Origin of the sequence: Paraburkholderia xenovorans (assembly GCF_046030735.1) — a bacterium.
Lineage (GTDB): Bacteria > Pseudomonadota > Gammaproteobacteria > Burkholderiales > Burkholderiaceae > Paraburkholderia > Paraburkholderia xenovorans_A.
Genome location: NZ_JAQQBV010000001.1, coordinates 242,166 through 259,720, shown reverse-complemented (window position 1 = coordinate 259,720; position 17,555 = coordinate 242,166). Strand labels below are relative to the sequence as shown.

The window sequence follows — 17,555 nt, the reverse complement described above, 5'->3', positions numbered from 1 at the left end:
GTACTTGCAGTACGGCTTATCCAGACAGGTTACTTCTGGTAGCCGGCCTGTTGCACGGCACGGTTCGCCGTGGCTTGACCCGCTGCCAGCGCCTGATCGACCGTCATCTGACCGGCAATCGCACCGGAGATGCTCTGACCGACCACGGTGCCGAACGACTGGAACTCAGGAATCCCGACGAACTGCACACCGGTGTACGGCACTGGCTTGAGCGTCGGATGATCCGGGTCCGCCGTTTCGATCGCCTTCAGCACGAAGTCGCCGAACGGTGCAGCCTGCTTGTACTCAGGACGCGCATACGTGGATTGACGGGTTCCCGGCGGCACCGAGGCCCAGCCTTCATCCTTCGCGACGAGTTCGATGTACTGCTTCGAAGTCGCCCACGTTATGAACTTCTTCGCCGAGTCGGCCTGCTTCGACGACTTCGGAATCGCCAGCGCCCACGCCCACAGCCAGTGCGAACCCTTCGGCGTCACGGCGATCGGCGCGGCTGCGAAGCCGACCTTGTCCGCGATCTGCGATTGCTGCTTGTTGTAGAGCATGCCGGCCGCAACCGTCGCGTCGATCCACATCCCGCACTTGCCCGACGACATCAGCGTGAGGTTTTCGTTGAAGCCGTTCGAACTCGCTCCCGGCGGCCCGTACTTCTGCAGCAGGTTCACATAGAAGCCGATCGCCTTCTTCCATTCCGGCGACGTGAGCTGCGCCTGCCACTTCTCGTCGAACCAGCGGCCGCCGAAGGTGTTCACCACCGTCGTGCCGTACGCCATGTTCTCGCCCCAGCCCGCCTTGCCTCGCAGACAGATGCCGTAGATGCCGTTGGCCTTGTCGGTGAGCTTGTCGGCGAATTGCGCGATCTGGTCGTAGGTCGGCTGGTCGGGCATCTTCAGACCCTTCGCCGCGAACAGGTCCTTGCGGTAATACGTCATCGAGCTTTCGACGTAGAACGGCAGCGCGTACAGCTGACCGCCGCTGGAGAGGCCGTCGCGGGCCGTCTTCACCACGTCGTTGAGGTCGTATTCGGCGGGCAGGTTGGTGAGCGGCGTGAGCCAGCCGCGCTTGCCCCATTGCGGCGTTTCGTATGCACCGATCGTCATCACGTCGAACTGGCCGCTGCCGGTCGTGATGTCGGTGGTGGCGCGCTGACGCAGCACGTTTTCTTCGAGAATCACCCAGTTCAGCTTGATGTCCGGATTCGCTTTTTCGAAGGCCGGCGACAGCTTCTTCAGCTCGATCATGTCCGGGTTGTTCAACGTCGCGATCGTCACCGTGGCCGCCGACGCGTTCAGCGCAAAGCAGGCAACAGCGCCGGCGCTGACCGCCTTCAACGCGGATTTGAGGACTGGTTTCATGTGTTGTCTCCTTTCTCGTACGTTATGTAGTACTGCGTTTGTTCTACCGTGGGTCCAGGTGGATTCGATGACAGGCTCGGCGACACGTTCAATGAGCCCATTCAACTCATCCAGTTGCCGCCGTCGACATTCAGGGTTTGCGCAGTGATGTAGTCGGCATCCGCCGACGCAAGAAACAGGGCCGCGCCGGTCAGATCGTCCGGCACACCCATGCGGCCGAGCGGCACCGCTTCGCCCACCAGGCGCTTCTTCTCGCCGAGCGGACGGTTTTCGTAACGGGCGAAGAGCGCGTCGACATCCTTCCACATCGGCGTATCGACGACGCCCGGCGCAATACCGTTCACATTGATCTTGTGCGGCGCGAGTGCGAGCGCCGCGGACTGCGTGTAGCTGAGCACCGCCGCCTTGGTCGCGCAGTAGTGCGACACCAGCGCCTCGCCGCGCCGCCCGGCCTGCGACGACATATTGATGATCTTGCCGCCTTCGCCCTGCTCGACCATCTGCCGCGCGACGGCTTGCATCAGGAAGAACATGCCCTTCACGTTGACCGCGAACAGGCGGTCGAACACGTCCCACGATTCGTCGAGGATCGGGCGCATGTCGAACAGCGCCGCATTGTTGAACAGGATATCGATCCGGCCGAACCGCGCCAGCGTGCCGGCGACGATGCGTTCGATGTCGTCGCGGCGCGTGACGTCGGCGCCGATGGTCAGCACGCGCTCGCCGTATTCGGCGAGCAACGCGCCGCCGAAACTGTCGGCCGGCTTCACGTCGACCAGCGCGACGCGCGCGCCCTCGTTCAGATATCGCTGCGCTACCGCCTCGCCGATTCCGCTTGCCGCGCCCGTGAGAATTGCCACCTTGTCTTGCAATCGACCCGCCACTGCCTGTCTCCGGTTCGTTTCGCTTTCTATGGCGCGGTGAGCGAACGCCCATCGCGCGAACAATTGCTCTGTTTGTGATCGAATGATCGGATACGCACCCGGTCATGTCAAGGCGCGCGAACAGATTTCGATGGTGCAGCGCGGCAGGAGCCAGGCTGGGCGTGGCGGGCTCCGGGTCAACACTAATACGAGATAGCGATATCGATCGATTCGCTTTTTAGATAAGGCGGTGACAAATATTTGAGATACGTTATATCATTTCGACCGCGCGCCGCTGGAGGGCTTGTTCGCTTCGATGCGGCTTTGCGCGTGTGTGCTGGTTCGTCCCCAGCTTCGTCAACTCATTGGGGAATCCCGCCGATGGCTGTTTCGCTCGCAGAACATCACGCGCTGCGTCTCGCGCATGCCGAGGCGCACGCCGCGCTACATGGGCTCGCACTGACGCCGCTGCGTCGCCAGGTGTATGCGGCAATTCTCGCCAGTGAGCGGGCGATCGGCGCCTATGAACTGCTGGACGCACTCGAGCCGCAGCGCGGACGGGTGCCGCCCACCACCGTCTATCGCGCGCTCGACTTTCTGCTCGCTCACGGCTTCGTGCATCGGATCGAGTCGAAGAATGCGTTCGTGGCCTGTTGCGAAATCGGCATTCCGCATCGCAGCCAGTTTCTGATCTGCGACGGCTGCGGCGCGACGCTCGAGATCCCCGGCGGCGAGCTCGCCGAGCAGTTGTCGCATAGCGGACCGGCGCACGGTTTCGAGGTGCATCGGCAAGTGGTCGAACTGACCGGCCTGTGCGCGCGCTGCGCCCGCGCGGCGTCGCGCATGAACACTGAAGCAGGTCATCCCTAACGTTTGTGGTTCATTCAACTCTCACGCAGCAGGAACGAAAATGAAGAAAATCGGCACGATGTTGAACGGGGCGCGTCACGCGCTGAAGCTGTCGAAGTACGTCGCGGCGGGGGCCACCGCGTTGACGCTCGCTCACGGCGCGTTTGCCGCGGATGCGAAAATCCCGGTGGTGGCCGCGGAAAACTTCTACGGCGACGTAGTGCAGCAACTCGGCGGCGACCGTGTCGACGTGACCAGCATTCTCAGCAACCCGGATCAGGACCCGCATCTGTTCGAAGCAAGCCCGAAGACGGCGCGCGCGTTGCAGCATGCGAACATCGTGGTCTACAACGGCGCCGACTACGATCCGTGGATGGCCAAGCTGCTGGCCGCCTCCAAGGGCACGAACCGCGCGACGATCGTGGCCGCCGACCTGACCGGCAAGAAAAGCGGCGATAATCCGCACCTCTGGTACGACCCGGCGACGATGCCGAAAGTGGCGCGCGCGGTGAGCGCGGCGCTCGTCGCGGCTGACCCGGCGCACAAGTCGGCGTACGATGCGAACCTCGCGAAGTTTCTCGATTCGCTGAAGCCGATCGACGCCCGGGTCGCCGACCTGCACGGCCGCTACGCCGGCCTGCCGGTTACGGCAACCGAGCCGGTGTTCGGCTATATGTCGGACGCGGTGGGCCTCTCGATGCGCAATCTGCGCTTCCAGTTGGCGACGATGAACGATACGGAAGCAAGCGCGACGGATATCGCCGCGTTCGAACGCGACCTGCGCGAGAAACAGGTGCGCGTTCTGATCTATAACAGCCAGGCAACCGAGGCCCTGACCAAACGCATGTTGAAGCTCGCGCAGCAATCGAAGGTGCCGACGATGAGCGTCACCGAAACCGAACCGGCCGGCAAGACCTATCAGACGTGGATGCTGACGCAGCTCGACGCGCTCGATAAGGCGCTGGGCGCGAGCGGTGCGGGCAAAGGAAAAACTCAATGAATGAAACTGGCCGCAGCACGCCAGCCAACCCGCCCGGCAATCCGCCGGGCAGCGCGCCCGTGCTCGAACTCGAGCACGTGACGCTCGAACTCGGCGGCCGCGCGATCCTGCGCGACGCCGGTTTTGTCGTCAATCAGGGCGAGTTCATCGGCGTGCTCGGGCCGAACGGCGCGGGCAAGACGACGCTGATGCGCGCCGTGCTCGGCCTGGTACCGGCGACGAACGGCGCGATCCGCGTGCTGGGGCAGCCGGTGGAACGCGGCAACGCGTCGATCGGCTACATGCCGCAAACGCGCAGCGCGCTCGCCGGACGCCGCGTGCGCGGCCGCGATTTCGTCGCGATGGCCGCCGACGGTCATCGCTGGGGTCTGCCGCACGCCGACGGCACCACGCGCGCGGACGTCGAACGCGTGCTCGATCTGGTCGGCGGCCGCAAGCTGGCCGAGCGGCCTTTGTCGGAACTGTCGGGCGGCGAGCGGCAGCGCCTGCTGCTCGCGCAATGCCTGCTCGGCAATCCCCAACTGCTGCTGCTCGACGAACCGTTGATCAGCCTCGATCCGCATCATCAGAAGAGCGTGGTCGAACTGGTGCGGCGCGTGCAGCAGGAACTCGGCATCGCCGTGCTGTTCTCCGCACATGAACTGAATCCGCTGCTGAACTCGCTCGATCGCGTGCTGTACCTCGGCAGCGGCGTGGCCGCGCTCGGTACCGTCGATGAAGTGATCACGCGGCCGGTGCTGTCGCGTCTCTACGGCTCGCCGATCGACGTGATGCGCGTGAACGGCCGCATCTTCGTGATGTCGGGCGACGTCGAAGTGGAAAAACACGACCACGAGCACGAACACGACGAGAACGGCGGCCACACGCACGGCCACGCGCATTCTCACGATCACGGCCACACGCACGGCCACTCCCACCCTCACGACACACGCGACGGACACACGCACGATGTTTGAATACGATTTCATGGTGAACGCGTTCGCCGCGTCGGGGATCGTCGCGGTGCTGGCGGGTGTGGTCGGTTACTTCCTCGTGATGCGCGGCCAGACCTTCGCGGGCCACGCGCTGTCGCACGTCGGCTTCACCGGCGCGACCGGCGCGGTGCTGATCGGCATCTCGCCGATCTGGGGGATGATCGGCTTCACGCTGGCGGCGGGCGTCGGTATGGGCGCGCTAGGCGAGCGGCTCGCCGGACGCGATGTGGCGATCGGCGTGATCCTGTCGCTGTCGCTCGGTTTCGGTTTGCTGTTTCTGCATTTTTTCACCGCGTACGCGACGCAGGTCACCGCGCTGCTGTTCGGCAACGTGCTCGGCGTGAATGCGTCTACGCTCGGCGTGCTGGCGGTGCTGGGCATCGTCAGTCTCGTCGCGCTGGCGGCGATCATGCGGCCGTTGCTGTTCGCTTCGCTACAGCCGGAACTCGCGGAAGCCAAGGGCGTGTCGTTGCGGCTGGTGTCGGTGCTGTTTCTGGCGATTACCGCGCTGGCGGTTGCAGCGTGCACGCAGATCGTCGGCGTGCTGCTGGTGTTCACACTGATGGTCGGTCCGGCCGCCGCCGCGCAAAACGTCACGACGCGGCTCTCCACCGGTCTCGTGCTTGCCGCGGTGTTCGCGCTGGTGCAGGCGTGGCTGGGGTTGACGCTGGCGTTCTATACCGACTGGCCGACGAGCTTCTGGATCACGGTGTTGTCGGCGCTGGTGTATGGCGGGAGTCTGTTGAAGCGGCGCTAACGTGTGCGGGGGAAGAAACGGCAGCGGCACGATTTGCCGCCACCGCCACCGCCGCCGCACTGACTATCCGCGCATCAACCGAGCAACACCTTCGCGTGATGCGCGAGATGATCCTCGATGAAACTCGAGATGAAGTAATAACCGTGGTCGTAGCCTTCATGACGACGCAACGTAAGCGGCTGCCCCGCCGTCTGGCAGGTCGCTTCGAACACATCGGGGTTCAACTGCTCGGCAAGAAACTGATCCGCTAGCCCCTGATCGACCAGAATCCCTTCCGCGAATTTGCGCGACGCGTGCGCGACCAGCTCGCTCGCGTCGTATTGCTTCCACGCTTCACGGTCTTCGCCGAGATAGCCGCTGAACGCCTTCACGCCCCACGGACAACGCGCCGGCGCCGCAATCGGCGCGAACGCCGACACCGACCGATAGATCTCCGGGTTACGCAGCGCCAGCATCAACGCGCCGTGGCCACCCATCGAATGGCCGAAAATACCGAGCCGCGCGCCGTCGACGGGCAAACTGGCCAGCACCGTTTCACGCAGCTCGTCGCGCACATAAGAGTACATGCGGTAATGCTTCGACCAGGGCGCTTGAGTCGCGTCGACGTAAAAACCCGCGCCCACACCGAAGTCCCACGCCGCGCTTTCGCCCGGCACGCCCGCGCCGCGCGGACTGGTGTCGGGTGAGATCAGCGCGATCCCATGCTGCGCGGCGAAGCGCTGCGCGCCCGCCTTGATCGGAAACGTTTCTTCGGTGCAAGTCAGCCCCGACAGGTAGAACAACGCGGGCACGTTCGCACCGGCCTGCAAGGCCTGCGGCGGCAGGTACACCGAGAAGCGCATCGGCAGCCCGACGGTCTGCGAATCGTGCGTGTAGAAGCGCTGCTCGCCGCCATGACAGGCATGCGACGACAGGAGTTCAAGCATCGTCATGCTCCTTTCAATCCCGCATTAGTACAGCACGACCGAGCGGATCGACTCGCCCTTCTTCATCAGATCGAAGCCTTCGTTGATGCGCTCGAGCGGCAGACGATGCGTGATCAGATCGTCGATGTTGATCTTGCCTTCCATGTACCAGTCGACGATCTTCGGCACGTCGGTGCGCCCGCGTGCGCCGCCGAACGCCGAGCCTTTCCACTCGCGGCCCGTCACCAGCTGGAACGGACGCGTGCTGATCTCCTCGCCCGCCGCCGCCACGCCGATGATGAACGACTGCCCCCAACCCTTATGCGTGCATTCGAGCGCCTGACGCATCACCTTGGTGTTGCCGATGCATTCGAACGAGTAGTCCGCGCCGCCGTCGGTGAGTTGCACGATGTGATCGACCACGTTCTCGACTTCGTTCGGGTTGATGAAGTGGGTCATGCCGAATTTCTTCGCAAGTTCGATACGGCCCGGGTTGATGTCGACGCCGATGATCCTGTCAGCCCCTACCATCTTCGCGCCTTGAATCACGTTCAGTCCGATGCCGCCGAGCCCGAACACGACGACATTCGCGCCCGCCTCGACCTTCGCCGAGTACACGACCGCACCGACGCCGGTCGTCACGCCGCAGCCGATGTAGCAGATCTTGTCGAACGGCGCATCTTCACGCACTTTCGCGACCGCGATTTCCGGCACGACGATGTAGTTCGAAAACGTGGACGTGCCCATGTAGTGAAACAGCGGCTTGCCGTCGAGCGAAAAACGCGACGTGGCATCAGGCATTAAGCCCTTGCCTTGCGTCGAGCGGATCGCCTGACAAAGATTGGTCTTGCGCGACAGACAGAATTTGCACTGACGGCATTCCGGCGTGTAGAGCGGAATCACGTGGTCGCCCTTTTTGAGCGTGCCGACACCCGGACCGGTATCGACGATCACGCCCGCGCCTTCGTGGCCGAGAATCGCCGGGAAGATGCCTTCCGGGTCCGCGCCCGACAGCGTGTAGTAGTCGGTATGGCAGATGCCCGTCGCCTTCACTTCGATCAGGACTTCACCGGCGCGCGGGCCTTCCAGATCGACTTCTTCGATCGTCAACGGGGCGCCGGCCTTCCAGGCAATGGCTGCTTTGGTTTTCATCGTGAATGCTCCTGTGTATCAGTGAATGCTGATGCGCGCCGCGTGTCGGAGGTTGCGCCGAACATCGACCTTAGCGCGAAAAAAACGTAATGGTATGGCAAAGTGCGTCGCGGCATTGTCCATAGCGGACATCGGCGCCGCTAGTGGCTCGACGTCTCGTCGAACCAGCTTTCGACGCGGCCGTACAGGTCGAGAAAGCGCGCATAGCGTTCAGCAAGCGGTTCGCCGAGCGCATCGTCGCGTTGCGGACTCGCGACGCGCGTCGCACCGGGCGCGAGACTCGGCAGATCGCCCGCATGCCAATGTCCGCTCGCGAGGCCACCGAGGATCGCCGCACCACGCGCCGCCGCATTCGGACAATCGACCGCATGCAGCTCGACGTTCAGTGCATCCGCGAGCAATTGCCGCCAGCGCGCATCGACGGAACCGCCACCCGCCAGCTTCAATGCCGTCACGCTCGCACCGCTCGCGCGAATCGCATCGAGCCCGGCACGCAGCGAGAACGCGACGCCTTCGAACGCGGCGCGCATCATCGTGCCGCGCGTGTGGTCGAGCGCGAGACCGAGCCAGCCGCCACGCGCGGCCGGGTTCAGCCACGGTGTGCGTTCGCCGGTCAGATAAGGCAGGAACGTGAGGCCGGTGTCGGCGCCGGTATCGAATGCATCGCGATATGCATCGGCCCATTCATACCCGAGCCAGCCACGCACCCGTTCCAGTGCGACGCCCACGTTCTGCATCGCGGCCATTCGATACCAGTGATCGCTCACCGCGCGATAGCGATGCAGCCCGCGCACCGCGGCAGGCGCTTCTTCGGCGAGCACGACGATCTGTCCGCCGGTGCCGGTGGTGAGCAATGCGTCGCCGGTCTGTGCAAGTCCGCTGCCGAGCGCCGCGCACGGCGTATCGGCGCCGCCGGTTGCGAGCACGATGCCCGCACGCAGACCCAACGCCAGCGCAGCTTTCTCCGACAACGTGCCGCCTGCCGCATACGAAGGCGCCAACGGCGCAAACCACTCGTGCGGCAGATGCAGCCGGTCGAGCAACGCGAGGTCCCACACGCCGGCCGGATCGGCGAGCGCGGTCGCGCAGGCATCGGAGGGATCGGTGCCGATCGCGCCGCCGAGCGCCACGCGCAACCAGTCTTTCGGTTGCAGCGCCCAACGCGTTCGGCGCGCGGACTCAGGTTCATTGCGCACGATCCAGCTCAGCAACGGGCCGGCCATGCCAGGCGCAACCGGATTCGGCTGCGGCTCGGGCCATTGATCGAGCAGATGCCGCGCACGCGTGTCCGGCCACAGCATCGCGGGACGCACGGCTTCGCCATCGGCATCGATCAGCACGACGCCGTGCATCTGTCCGGAGAAGCCGATCGCTTGCACATCGCGCCGCAGATCGGCGGGCAAACGCGCGGCCGCTTCGCATAGCGCGCTCCACCAGGTATGCACCGACGTTTCCGCCCAGCCCGGCTGCGGCGTGTCGAGCGCATACGCGACGCTCGCTGCGGCCAGTTCGCGGCCGTCTTCGTCGACGATTGCAGTTTTGAGGGAACCTGTTCCGAGGTCGATGCCGAGAAAACTCATGGGCGAGAAAACGTGTAAGTAGACGTGAAGATGAGCATAAGTGCAGACATACGAAAGGCGCGCGAAACGAGGGCTTTTCGCCGCGGCCGGGTGGCTTCACGAACGACGCGTATTTCTGCGCGAGGCCGCCCGATCGCGGGTTAACCCCGCCACGCCGCGGGCCGCATGAAAACAGCACTATGCGTCGCGCGAGATACACCTCATCGATTCTCACACATATCGGCTCCACCGACGCCGCACAGCACGCGATCGCGCCGCGCCGCTGCAAAGGGGTTTGCAGCGTTTCGCGGGATCAACGCATTTCTATTGCCTTTCAAACGGGCTTCACGCATATCGTCACCGGGAATGCCGGAATAGGCCCCAGCGGTCTTGTTGCACTTTTTCGTCCCCGATACCTTGGAGTCATTCCAAAACAGATGGTGGAGACAGACGATATGCAATCGAACACGGTTCATCCGTGCGACGAGCGACTGCCCGCGGGCCAGTTGCTCACGCTCGGCATTCAGCACGTTCTGGTGATGTACGCGGGCGCGGTCGCGGTGCCGCTGATCGTCGGCGCGGCGCTGAAACTGCCGAAAGACCAGATCGCGTTCCTGATCAGCGCCGACCTGTTTTCCTGCGGGATCGCCACGCTGATCCAGACGCTCGGTCTGTGGATCTTCGGGATCCGTCTGCCGGTCATCATGGGCTGCACGTTCGCGGCCGTCGGTCCGATGGTCGCGATCGGCACCAATCCGTCGCTCGGCATTCTCGACATCTTCGGCTCGACGATCGCGGCCGGCGTGATCGGCATCCTGCTCGCGCCGGCGGTCGGCAAATTGCTGCGCTTCTTCCCGCCGGTGGTGATCGGCGTAGTGATCTCGGTGATCGGCCTTTCGCTGATGGAAGTCGGCATCAACTGGGCAGCCGGCGGCGTCGGCAACCCCGACTACGGCAATCCGGTTTATCTGGGCCTGTCGCTGGTCGTGCTGATGCTGATCCTGCTGATCAACAAGTTCGCCAAAGGCTTCGTCGCGAATATCTCGGTGCTGCTCGGCATCGTCGCCGGTTTCGTGATCGCGCTGGCGCTCGGCCGCGTCAACATGGACGGCATCACGCACGCGCCGTGGGTCGGCTTCGTGATGCCGTTCCACTTCGGCTTGCCGCATTTCGATCCGCTCTCCATCGCGACGATGGTCACCGTGATGTTCGTCACCTTCATCGAATCGACCGGGATGTTTCTCGCGGTCGGCGACATGGTGGACCGTCCGGTGGATCAGAAGACGCTGGTGCGCGGCCTGCGCGTCGACGGTCTCGGCACGCTGATCGGCGGCATCTTCAACTCGTTTCCGCATACTTCGTTCTCGCAGAACGTCGGGTTGATCGGCGTGACCGGTGTGAAGAGCCGCTTCGTCTGCGCGATGGGCGGCGTGATCCTCGTGCTGCTCGGTCTGTTTCCGAAGATGGCGCAGGTGGTCGCGTCGGTGCCGGCCTTCGTGCTCGGCGGTGCGGGCATCGTGATGTTCGGCATGGTCGCGGCGAACGGCATCAAAGTGCTCGCCAAGGTCGACTTCGTGAAGAACCAGCACAACCTGTTCATCGTCGCAGTGAGTATCGGGATGGGTCTGGTGCCGGTGGTGTCGCCACACTTTTTCTCGAAGTTGCCGCCGGCGCTGTCGCCGCTGCTGCATAGCGGGATTCTGCTGGCGTCGGTGTCGGCGGTGGTGCTGAACCTGATCTTCAACGGCGTGAAAAGCGAGAAGAAAGCGCAGTGCGAGATTCGCAAAGCCGGCCATGACTTCGACGGACGCGGCGGCAATGAGCCGCCACGCGACGAGATGCTGAGGGCGGTGGATTTGCATTGAAGTCCGCGCTGCGTGAATGAAACGTTGGGGCGCGCGAATGCTGCAGATAAAAAACGCCACGGCATACCGTGGCGTTTTTTGTTGGACTTAAGTTAAACCTTCAACCCGCCGTCGCCGCCGAAGCCGCAACCGGCGCGCTTGCCGCACCATAATCCACCGGTGCATCGGCCGGACGCGGCTGTTCGCCGTTCCGCTCGATCCAGCCGCCGCCGAGTGCCTGATACAGCGTCACCAGGTTCTGCAGCCGCTCCATGCGCGCGGTCGTCAACGACAACTGCGACGAATACAGATCGGTCTGCGCGGTCAGCACGGACAAATAGCTGTCGACGCCGTTCGTATAACGCAGATTCGACAGGTCCAGACGGCGTTGTTCCGCGAAGGTATCGCGCTCCAGCGCCTGGATCTGCTGATCGTACGTGCCGCGTGCCGCCAGTCCGTCCGCCACTTCGCGGAAGGCCGTCTGGATCGCCTTTTCATACGTGGCGATCTGGACTTTCTTCTGGATGTTGGCGAGATCGAGGTTGGCCAGGTTCTGACCGCCTTCGAAGATCGGCAACGTGATCGACGGCGCGAAGCTCCACGCCGCCGAACCCGGCTTGAACAGACCGCCGAGCGACGGGCTCAGCGTACCGAAACTGCCGGTCAGCGAGACCTTCGGGAAGAACGCCGCGCGCGCCGCGCCGATATTCGCGTTGGCCGCGAGCAGATTCTCCTCGGCCTCCATGATGTCCGGACGACGCGTCAGCAGATCGGACGGCAAACCAGCCGGAATGTCCGTGAGGAGATTTTCGTCGCTCAGCGACATACCCGGCGGCAGATCGGCGGGCAACGGCTCGCCGACCAGCAACACCAGCGCGTTTTCCGCCTGAGCCCGCAGACGCAATTGCGACTGCAGATTCGCGCTGGCCGTCTCGACCACCGTCTGCGACTGACGCAAATCGAGTTCGGAACCCGTGCCGTTGTCGAACTGCAGCTTCGCGATCCGATACGACTCCTGCGAGGTCTTCAACGTGTTCTGCGTGACCTTCAGAAGATCGTCCAGCTCGAGCACCGTCAGATACTGATTCGCGACCTGCGAGACCAGCGCGATTTCCGCAGCCTTGCGAGCCTGCGCGGTGGCCAGGTACTGCGCCAACGCCTGGTCCTTCAGGCTCTGAATACGCCCGAAGAAGTCGATTTCCCACGACGCATTCAAGCCCACCGAATACGTGTTCGAGATGTTCTGACCGCCGACCGACAGATTGGTCGGCGTGCGCTGCTTGCTCTGCGACGCGGCCGCGTCGAGCGTCGGCAACAGCCCCGCGCGAACGATCCGGTACTGCGCCGCCGACGCCTGCATGTTCAGCACCGACACACGCAGATCGCGGTTGTTCTTCAGCGAGATTTCGATGATCCGCTGCAAGCGCGGATCGACGAAGAAATCACGCCAGCCGATATCGGCCGCGGCCTGGCCATTCGCGGTGCGCGCCGCGCCCGCGTCCGGCTGGCTCGCGCCCGGCTGCGTGTCGTACACGCCGCCGGCGGGGAAAGTGCTCGTCACGGGCGGCGTCGGACGCTCGTACTTCGGCGCCATCGTGCAACCCGCGGCGAACAGCGCGACCGCCACTGCTATCAAAGAGTGTTTTTGCATCTCAATGTCCGTCCTTGCCCGAGCCTTCGCCAGCCGCGCCGCCGCCATCATGCGGGTGGTGCTGGTTGTAGTGTGCGAGCGCCTCATCCGGGTCTTCCTTCTCGCCGCCGAACTTCGCGCGGATCACGACGAAGAACATCGGAATCATGAAAATCGCGAGGAAGGTCGCCGTCAACATCCCGCCGATCACGCCGGTACCGATCGCGTGCTGGCTCGCCGAGCCTGCGCCGTTACTGATCGCGAGCGGCATCACGCCGAGAATGAACGCGAGCGAGGTCATCAGAATCGGACGCAACCGCAGACGCGCCGCTTCCAGCGCGGCCTCGATCGGCCCCATTCCTTCACCCTGCTGCAGCTCGCGGGCGAACTCCACGATCAGAATCGCGTTCTTCGCCGACAACCCCACCGTGGTCAACAGACCCACCTGGAAGAACACGTCGTTCTCGAGACCGCGCAGCGTGGCGGCCAGCAGTGCGCCGATCACGCCGAGCGGCACCACCATGATCACCGAGAATGGGATCGACCAGCTTTCGTACAGCGCCGCGAGACACAGGAACACGACGAGAATCGAGATGCCGTACAGAATCGGCGCCTGCGAACCGGACTGACGTTCCTGCAGCGACAAGCCGGTCCATTCGTAGCCGACACCCGCCGGCAACTTCGCGACGAGCGCTTCCATGGCCGTCATTGCCTGACCGGTCGACTTGCCCGGTGCCGCCGCGCCCTGGATTTCCACTGCGGAAATACCGTTATAGCGCTCCAGCTTCGGCGAACCGTAGGTCCACGAGCCGCTTGCGAACGACGAGAACGGCACCATGCCACCCGACGCGTTGCGCACGTACCAGACGTTCAGATCTTCCGGGTTCATGCGGAACGGTGCGTCGCCTTGCAGGTACACCTTCTTGATCCGGCCGTCCGTATCGAGGAAGTTGTTCACGTACTGCGACGCCCACGCGATCGAGAAAGTCTGGTCGATCGCCGACAGCGACACGCCGAGCGCCGAAGCCTTCTCGTGGTCGATGTCCACCTTGAACTGCGGCGTATCGTTCAGCCCGTTCGGACGCACCTGAGCCAGCGTGGGATCTTTCGACGCCATACCGAGCAGCATGTTGCGTGCTTCCATCAGCTTCTCGTGACCGATGCCCGCGCGATCCTGCAATTCGAAGTCGAAGCCCGCGGCCGTGCCGAGTTCAGGAATCGACGGCGGATTCACCGGATACACCAGCGCGCCCTTGTAGCCGGCGAAGTGCATGAACAGACGGCCCACCAGCGCCTGAACCTTCTGGTCCGAGTGCTGACGTTCCGCATAGTCCTTCATCCGCACGAACACGAGACCCGCGTTCTGGCCGCGGCCGGCAAAGCTGAAGCCGTTCACGGTAAAGGTCGATTCGACGATCGACTTCTCGCCGTTGAGCAGGTAGTCGGAGACGTCTTTCAGCGCACGTGCCGTGGTTTCCTGCGTCGAGCCCGACGGCGTCTGCACCAGCACGAACATCGTGCCCTGGTCTTCGTCAGGCAGGAACGACTTCGGCAACTTCACGAACAGCAGACCGACCGCGAAAATCACCACCATATAGATGATCAGCCAGCGGCCCGAGCGCTTGATCACGTGGTGCACGCCCGAGTGATACTTGTCGCGGCTCTTGTTGAAGGTACGGTTGAACCAGCCGAAGAAGCCAGTGGTTTTTTCCGCGTGATTCTTCTCGATCGGCTTCAGGATCGTCGCGCACAATGCCGGCGTCAGAATCAACGCGACCAGCACGGAGAGCACCATCGCCGCCACGATCGTGAGCGAAAACTGCCGGTAGATCGCGCCGACCGAACCGCCCGAGAACGCCACCGGCACGAACACCGCCGACAGCACGAGCGCCACGCCGACCAGCGCGCCAGTGATCTGGTCCATCGCCTTGCGGGTCGCGTCTCGAGGCGACAAGCCCTCCTCCTGCATCACCCGCTCGACGTTTTCCACCACCACGATCGCATCGTCCACCAGCAAGCCGATCGCCAGCACGAGCCCGAACATGGACAGCGTGTTGATCGAGAAGCCCACCAGACCCATGATCGCGAACGTGCCCAGCAGCACCACCGGCACGGCGATCGTCGGGATCAGCGTGGCGCGCAGGTTCTGCAGGAACAGGTACATGACCAGGAACACCAGCACGATACCTTCGAGCAGCGTCTTGACCACTTCTTCGATCGACAGGCGCACGAACGGTGTGGTGTCGTACGGGTACTTCACAACGAGGCCGTGCGGGAAGTACTTCGACAGTTCGTCGACCTTCGCGCGCACCGCCTTGGCCGTAGCCAGTGCGTTCGCGCCGGTGGCGAGCTGAATACCGAAGCCCGCGGTCGGCTGACCGTTGTACTTGGTGTCGAAGTTGTAGTTTTCGCCGCCCAGCTCGACGCGCCCGACGTCCTTGATACGAACGCGCGAACCGTCCTGATTCACCTTCAGCAGCACGTTGCCGAACTGTTCAGGCGTGTTCAACAGCGTGGCTTCCGTGATGGTGGCCTGCAGCACCTGACCCGGCACCGACGGCGTACCGCCGAGCGAACCGCCCGCAACCTGCACGTTCTGGTTCGTCAACGCAGTCTGCACATCCACCGGCGTGAGGCCGAAGTTGGTCAGCTTGTTCGCGTCCAGCCAGATCCGCATCGCGTACTGCGAGCCGAACAGCGTCACCGTACCCACGCCGTCGATCCGGCTGATCGGATCTTCGACGTTCGACGCGACGTAGTTCGCCAGGTCGTACTTGTTCATGCTGCCGTCTTCGGAGTTGAACGCCATCACGAGCAGGAAGCTGCTGCTCGATTTGGTGACCTTCGTCCCGAGTTGCTGCACGGCTTGCGGCAGCAGCGGCGTGGCCAGTTGCAACTTGTTCTGCACCTGCACCTGCGCAATGTCAGGATTGGTGCCGGCCGCGAACGTCAGCGTGATGGTTGCCGTACCCGAGTCGTCAGAAGTCGACGACAGATACAGCAAGTGGTCGAGACCACTCATCTGCTGCTCGATCACCTGCGTGACAGTGTTTTCCACCGTCTTCGCCGATGCGCCCGGGTACGTTGCGCTGATCTGCACGGCCGGCGGCGCGATCGTCGGGTATTGAGCGATCGGCAGTGTGAACACCGACGCGATACCCGCGAGCATCAGAATAATGGCGATCACCCATGCAAAAATCGGGCGATCGATAAAGAACTTTGCCATGAGGCGGGCTCCCTGTTATTACGCGCCCGATGCAGCGGAGGCAGGTTGTGCCGTCTGCGCAGCACCGCTGGCGGCCGGCGCAGCCTGAGCGGATGCGCCGGAAGCGGGTGTGGCGGGAAGTTGCGCGGCGACGGTCTTGACCTCCTGACCCGGGTGCGCCTTCTCGGTGCCCTGGACGATCACGCGATCGCCGGGCTTCAGGCCGCTTTCGACCACCCAGTTCGGACCGTAGGTGCCAGACGTCGTCAGCTGACGCAACACGACCTTGTTGTCGCTGCCGACGACCAGCGCGGTCGGCTGACCTTTCTGGTCGTGCGTGATCCCCACTTGCGGCACGACGAGCGCGTTTTCGTTGACGCCCTCTTCGATCTTCGCGCGCACGAACATGCCCGGCAGCAGCACCTTGTCCGCGTTCTTGAAGACCGCGCGAACCGTGACCGAACCGGTGCCCTGGTCGACCGTCACGTCGGTGAACTGCAGCTTGCCCTTCTCCGAATAGGTGCGGCCGTCTTCGAGAATCAGCGAAACCTTGGCGGCATCCGGGCCGGACGTCTTCAGACGGCCTTCCTGCACGTCGCGGCGCAGCTTCAGACCGTCGAGGCTCGATTGCGTCAGATCGACGTAGACCGGGTCGAGCTGCTGGACCGTCGACATCAGCGTGGCGGCGCTCGCCTGCACGTAAGCGCCCGGCGTGACTTGCGAGATGCCGATCTGGCCGGTCACCGGCGAGGTCACGTCGGTGTAGCCGAGGTTGATCTGCGCCGTGTCGACCGCGGCCTTGCCGGCAGCGACGTCGGCCACTGCCTGGCCTTGTGCGGCCACCGCGTTGTCGTAGTCCTGCTTGCTGACCGCGTTCGCCGCGACCAGCACCTTGTAGCGGTTGGCCTGCGCGGTAACCGACGCGAGGTTGGCCTGCGCCTTCGCGAGCGTGGCCTTCGCATTGTTCAAGGTGGCGATGTACGGCGCCGGATCGATCTTGTACAGGCGTTGACCCGCCTTGACCTGACCGCCTTCGGTGAATTCGCGACGCAGCACGATGCCGTCGACCCGCGCGCGCACTTGCGCCACGAGGAAGGCGCTGGTGCGGCCCGGCAACTCGGTCACGACGGGCACAGCCTGCGGCTGGATGGTGACGACACCCACTTCGGGCGTCTGTTGCGGCGGGGCCGATTGTTTTGGTCCGCACGCTGCCAGCAATACGGCAGCCGTCGCGGCACTGATTAAGCGGAATGGAACCCGTTCGACGCGCATGGAGCGACCTCTGTCTAAGACTGAGAATGAAAAAGTGCGCGCATCCTTCCGCAGGACGACAGCGCACACATGCGTCTTGCGACGCTGACCGGAAGCCCATGAACGCACACCGAACCGGAAGGGCGTCCTGAGCGCAATGCGCCATATCTGGGAAATGCCGCGCGACGCCGCCATCGAGGCACGGCGCAATAGC

Annotated in this window: 13 protein-coding genes; 5 read left to right on the top strand and 8 right to left on the bottom strand. The window is 63.8% G+C overall.

Annotation, left to right across the window (positions count from 1 at the left end):
• Positions 1-29: 29 nt before the first annotated feature.
• Together PQQ51_RS01190 and PQQ51_RS01185 are read right to left on the bottom strand one after the other, a co-directional pair.
• Positions 30-1,352, bottom strand: a complete 1,323-nt coding sequence (locus PQQ51_RS01190) for an ABC transporter substrate-binding protein (protein WP_408494079.1) — start codon at positions 1,350-1,352, stop codon at positions 30-32.
• Between the two features lie 101 nt (positions 1,353-1,453).
• Entirely contained in the window at positions 1,454-2,236 is a 783-nt protein-coding gene (locus tag PQQ51_RS01185; RefSeq protein WP_408494077.1) for an L-iditol 2-dehydrogenase, read from the bottom strand.
• Between the two features lie 360 nt (positions 2,237-2,596).
• On the opposite strand from PQQ51_RS01185, the gene PQQ51_RS01180 reads away from it, so the two are divergent.
• The 4 genes from PQQ51_RS01180 to PQQ51_RS01165 are packed head-to-tail and all read left to right on the top strand — an operon-like array spanning position 2,597 to position 5,795.
• Positions 2,597-3,085 carry a Fur family transcriptional regulator gene (locus PQQ51_RS01180; protein WP_408494075.1) on the top strand — a complete coding sequence of 163 codons (489 nt, stop codon included), beginning with the start codon at positions 2,597-2,599 and terminating at the stop codon, positions 3,083-3,085.
• Between the two features lie 40 nt (positions 3,086-3,125).
• A complete protein-coding gene (locus tag PQQ51_RS01175; protein ID WP_408494073.1) occupies positions 3,126-4,064 on the top strand; it encodes a metal ABC transporter solute-binding protein in 939 nt (312 codons plus the stop codon).
• Positions 4,061-5,020: an ABC transporter ATP-binding protein gene (locus PQQ51_RS01170; RefSeq protein ID WP_408494071.1), complete on the top strand. Its 960-nt coding sequence runs from the start codon at positions 4,061-4,063 to the stop codon at positions 5,018-5,020. The genes PQQ51_RS01175 and PQQ51_RS01170 overlap by 4 nt, the downstream gene beginning before the upstream one ends.
• The gene (locus PQQ51_RS01165) at positions 5,013-5,795 is read left to right on the top strand and encodes a metal ABC transporter permease (protein WP_408494069.1); all 783 of its coding nucleotides are present in this window, start codon (positions 5,013-5,015) and stop codon (positions 5,793-5,795) included. Before PQQ51_RS01170 ends, PQQ51_RS01165 begins: the two co-directional genes overlap by 8 nt.
• A 74-nt stretch (positions 5,796-5,869) precedes the next feature.
• Here the strand turns inward: PQQ51_RS01165 and fghA are convergent, their stop codons facing one another.
• From fghA to PQQ51_RS01150, 3 genes are all read right to left on the bottom strand, one after another.
• Positions 5,870-6,721, bottom strand: coding sequence for an S-formylglutathione hydrolase (gene fghA, locus PQQ51_RS01160; protein ID WP_408494067.1), 852 nt, complete (start codon positions 6,719-6,721; stop codon positions 5,870-5,872).
• Between the two features lie 24 nt (positions 6,722-6,745).
• Positions 6,746-7,852, bottom strand: a complete 1,107-nt coding sequence (locus tag PQQ51_RS01155) for an S-(hydroxymethyl)glutathione dehydrogenase/class III alcohol dehydrogenase (RefSeq protein ID WP_408494066.1) — start codon at positions 7,850-7,852, stop codon at positions 6,746-6,748.
• Positions 7,853-7,992: 140 nt separating this feature from the next.
• Entirely contained in the window at positions 7,993-9,432 is a 1,440-nt protein-coding gene (locus PQQ51_RS01150; RefSeq protein WP_408494065.1) for a xylulokinase, read from the bottom strand.
• Positions 9,433-9,866: 434 nt separating this feature from the next.
• Here PQQ51_RS01150 and PQQ51_RS01145 point away from each other — a divergent pair, with 434 nt between their 5' ends.
• Positions 9,867-11,276: a nucleobase:cation symporter-2 family protein gene (locus PQQ51_RS01145; protein ID WP_408494063.1), complete on the top strand. Its 1,410-nt coding sequence runs from the start codon at positions 9,867-9,869 to the stop codon at positions 11,274-11,276.
• 100 nt (positions 11,277-11,376) lie between these two features.
• Here PQQ51_RS01145 and PQQ51_RS01140 read toward each other — a convergent pair whose 3' ends face one another.
• The 3 genes from PQQ51_RS01140 to PQQ51_RS01130 are packed head-to-tail and all read right to left on the bottom strand — an operon-like array spanning position 11,377 to position 17,362.
• A complete protein-coding gene (locus PQQ51_RS01140; RefSeq protein ID WP_408494061.1) occupies positions 11,377-12,906 on the bottom strand; it encodes an efflux transporter outer membrane subunit in 1,530 nt (509 codons plus the stop codon).
• A 1-nt stretch (position 12,907) separates the two neighbouring features.
• On the bottom strand, positions 12,908-16,111 hold the full coding sequence (locus PQQ51_RS01135) for an efflux RND transporter permease subunit (protein WP_408494059.1): 3,204 nt from the start codon (positions 16,109-16,111) through the stop codon (positions 12,908-12,910).
• A gap of 18 nt (positions 16,112-16,129) precedes the next feature.
• Entirely contained in the window at positions 16,130-17,362 is a 1,233-nt protein-coding gene (locus PQQ51_RS01130; RefSeq protein WP_408494057.1) for an efflux RND transporter periplasmic adaptor subunit, read from the bottom strand.
• Positions 17,363-17,555 lie beyond the last annotated feature (193 nt).

Bases quoted from the DNA above. Each gene is read 5' to 3' on its own strand.
- PQQ51_RS01175 (WP_408494073.1), top strand. From the start codon at position 3,126: ATGAAGAAAATCGGCACGATGTTGAACGGGGCGCGTCACGCGCTGAAG.
- PQQ51_RS01180 (WP_408494075.1), top strand. From the start codon at position 2,597: ATGGCTGTTTCGCTCGCAGAACATCACGCGCTGCGTCTCGCGCATGCC.
- PQQ51_RS01165 (WP_408494069.1), top strand. From the start codon at position 5,013: ATGTTTGAATACGATTTCATGGTGAACGCGTTCGCCGCGTCGGGGATC.
- PQQ51_RS01170 (WP_408494071.1), top strand. From the start codon at position 4,061: ATGAATGAAACTGGCCGCAGCACGCCAGCCAACCCGCCCGGCAATCCG.
- PQQ51_RS01130 (WP_408494057.1), bottom strand. From the start codon at position 17,362: ATGCGCGTCGAACGGGTTCCATTCCGCTTAATCAGTGCCGCGACGGCT.
- PQQ51_RS01140 (WP_408494061.1), bottom strand. From the start codon at position 12,906: ATGCAAAAACACTCTTTGATAGCAGTGGCGGTCGCGCTGTTCGCCGCG.
- PQQ51_RS01155 (WP_408494066.1), bottom strand. From the start codon at position 7,852: ATGAAAACCAAAGCAGCCATTGCCTGGAAGGCCGGCGCCCCGTTGACG.
- PQQ51_RS01145 (WP_408494063.1), top strand. From the start codon at position 9,867: ATGCAATCGAACACGGTTCATCCGTGCGACGAGCGACTGCCCGCGGGC.
- PQQ51_RS01135 (WP_408494059.1), bottom strand. From the start codon at position 16,111: ATGGCAAAGTTCTTTATCGATCGCCCGATTTTTGCATGGGTGATCGCC.
- fghA (WP_408494067.1), bottom strand. From the start codon at position 6,721: ATGCTTGAACTCCTGTCGTCGCATGCCTGTCATGGCGGCGAGCAGCGC.
- PQQ51_RS01190 (WP_408494079.1), bottom strand. From the start codon at position 1,352: ATGAAACCAGTCCTCAAATCCGCGTTGAAGGCGGTCAGCGCCGGCGCT.
- PQQ51_RS01150 (WP_408494065.1), bottom strand. From the start codon at position 9,432: ATGAGTTTTCTCGGCATCGACCTCGGAACAGGTTCCCTCAAAACTGCA.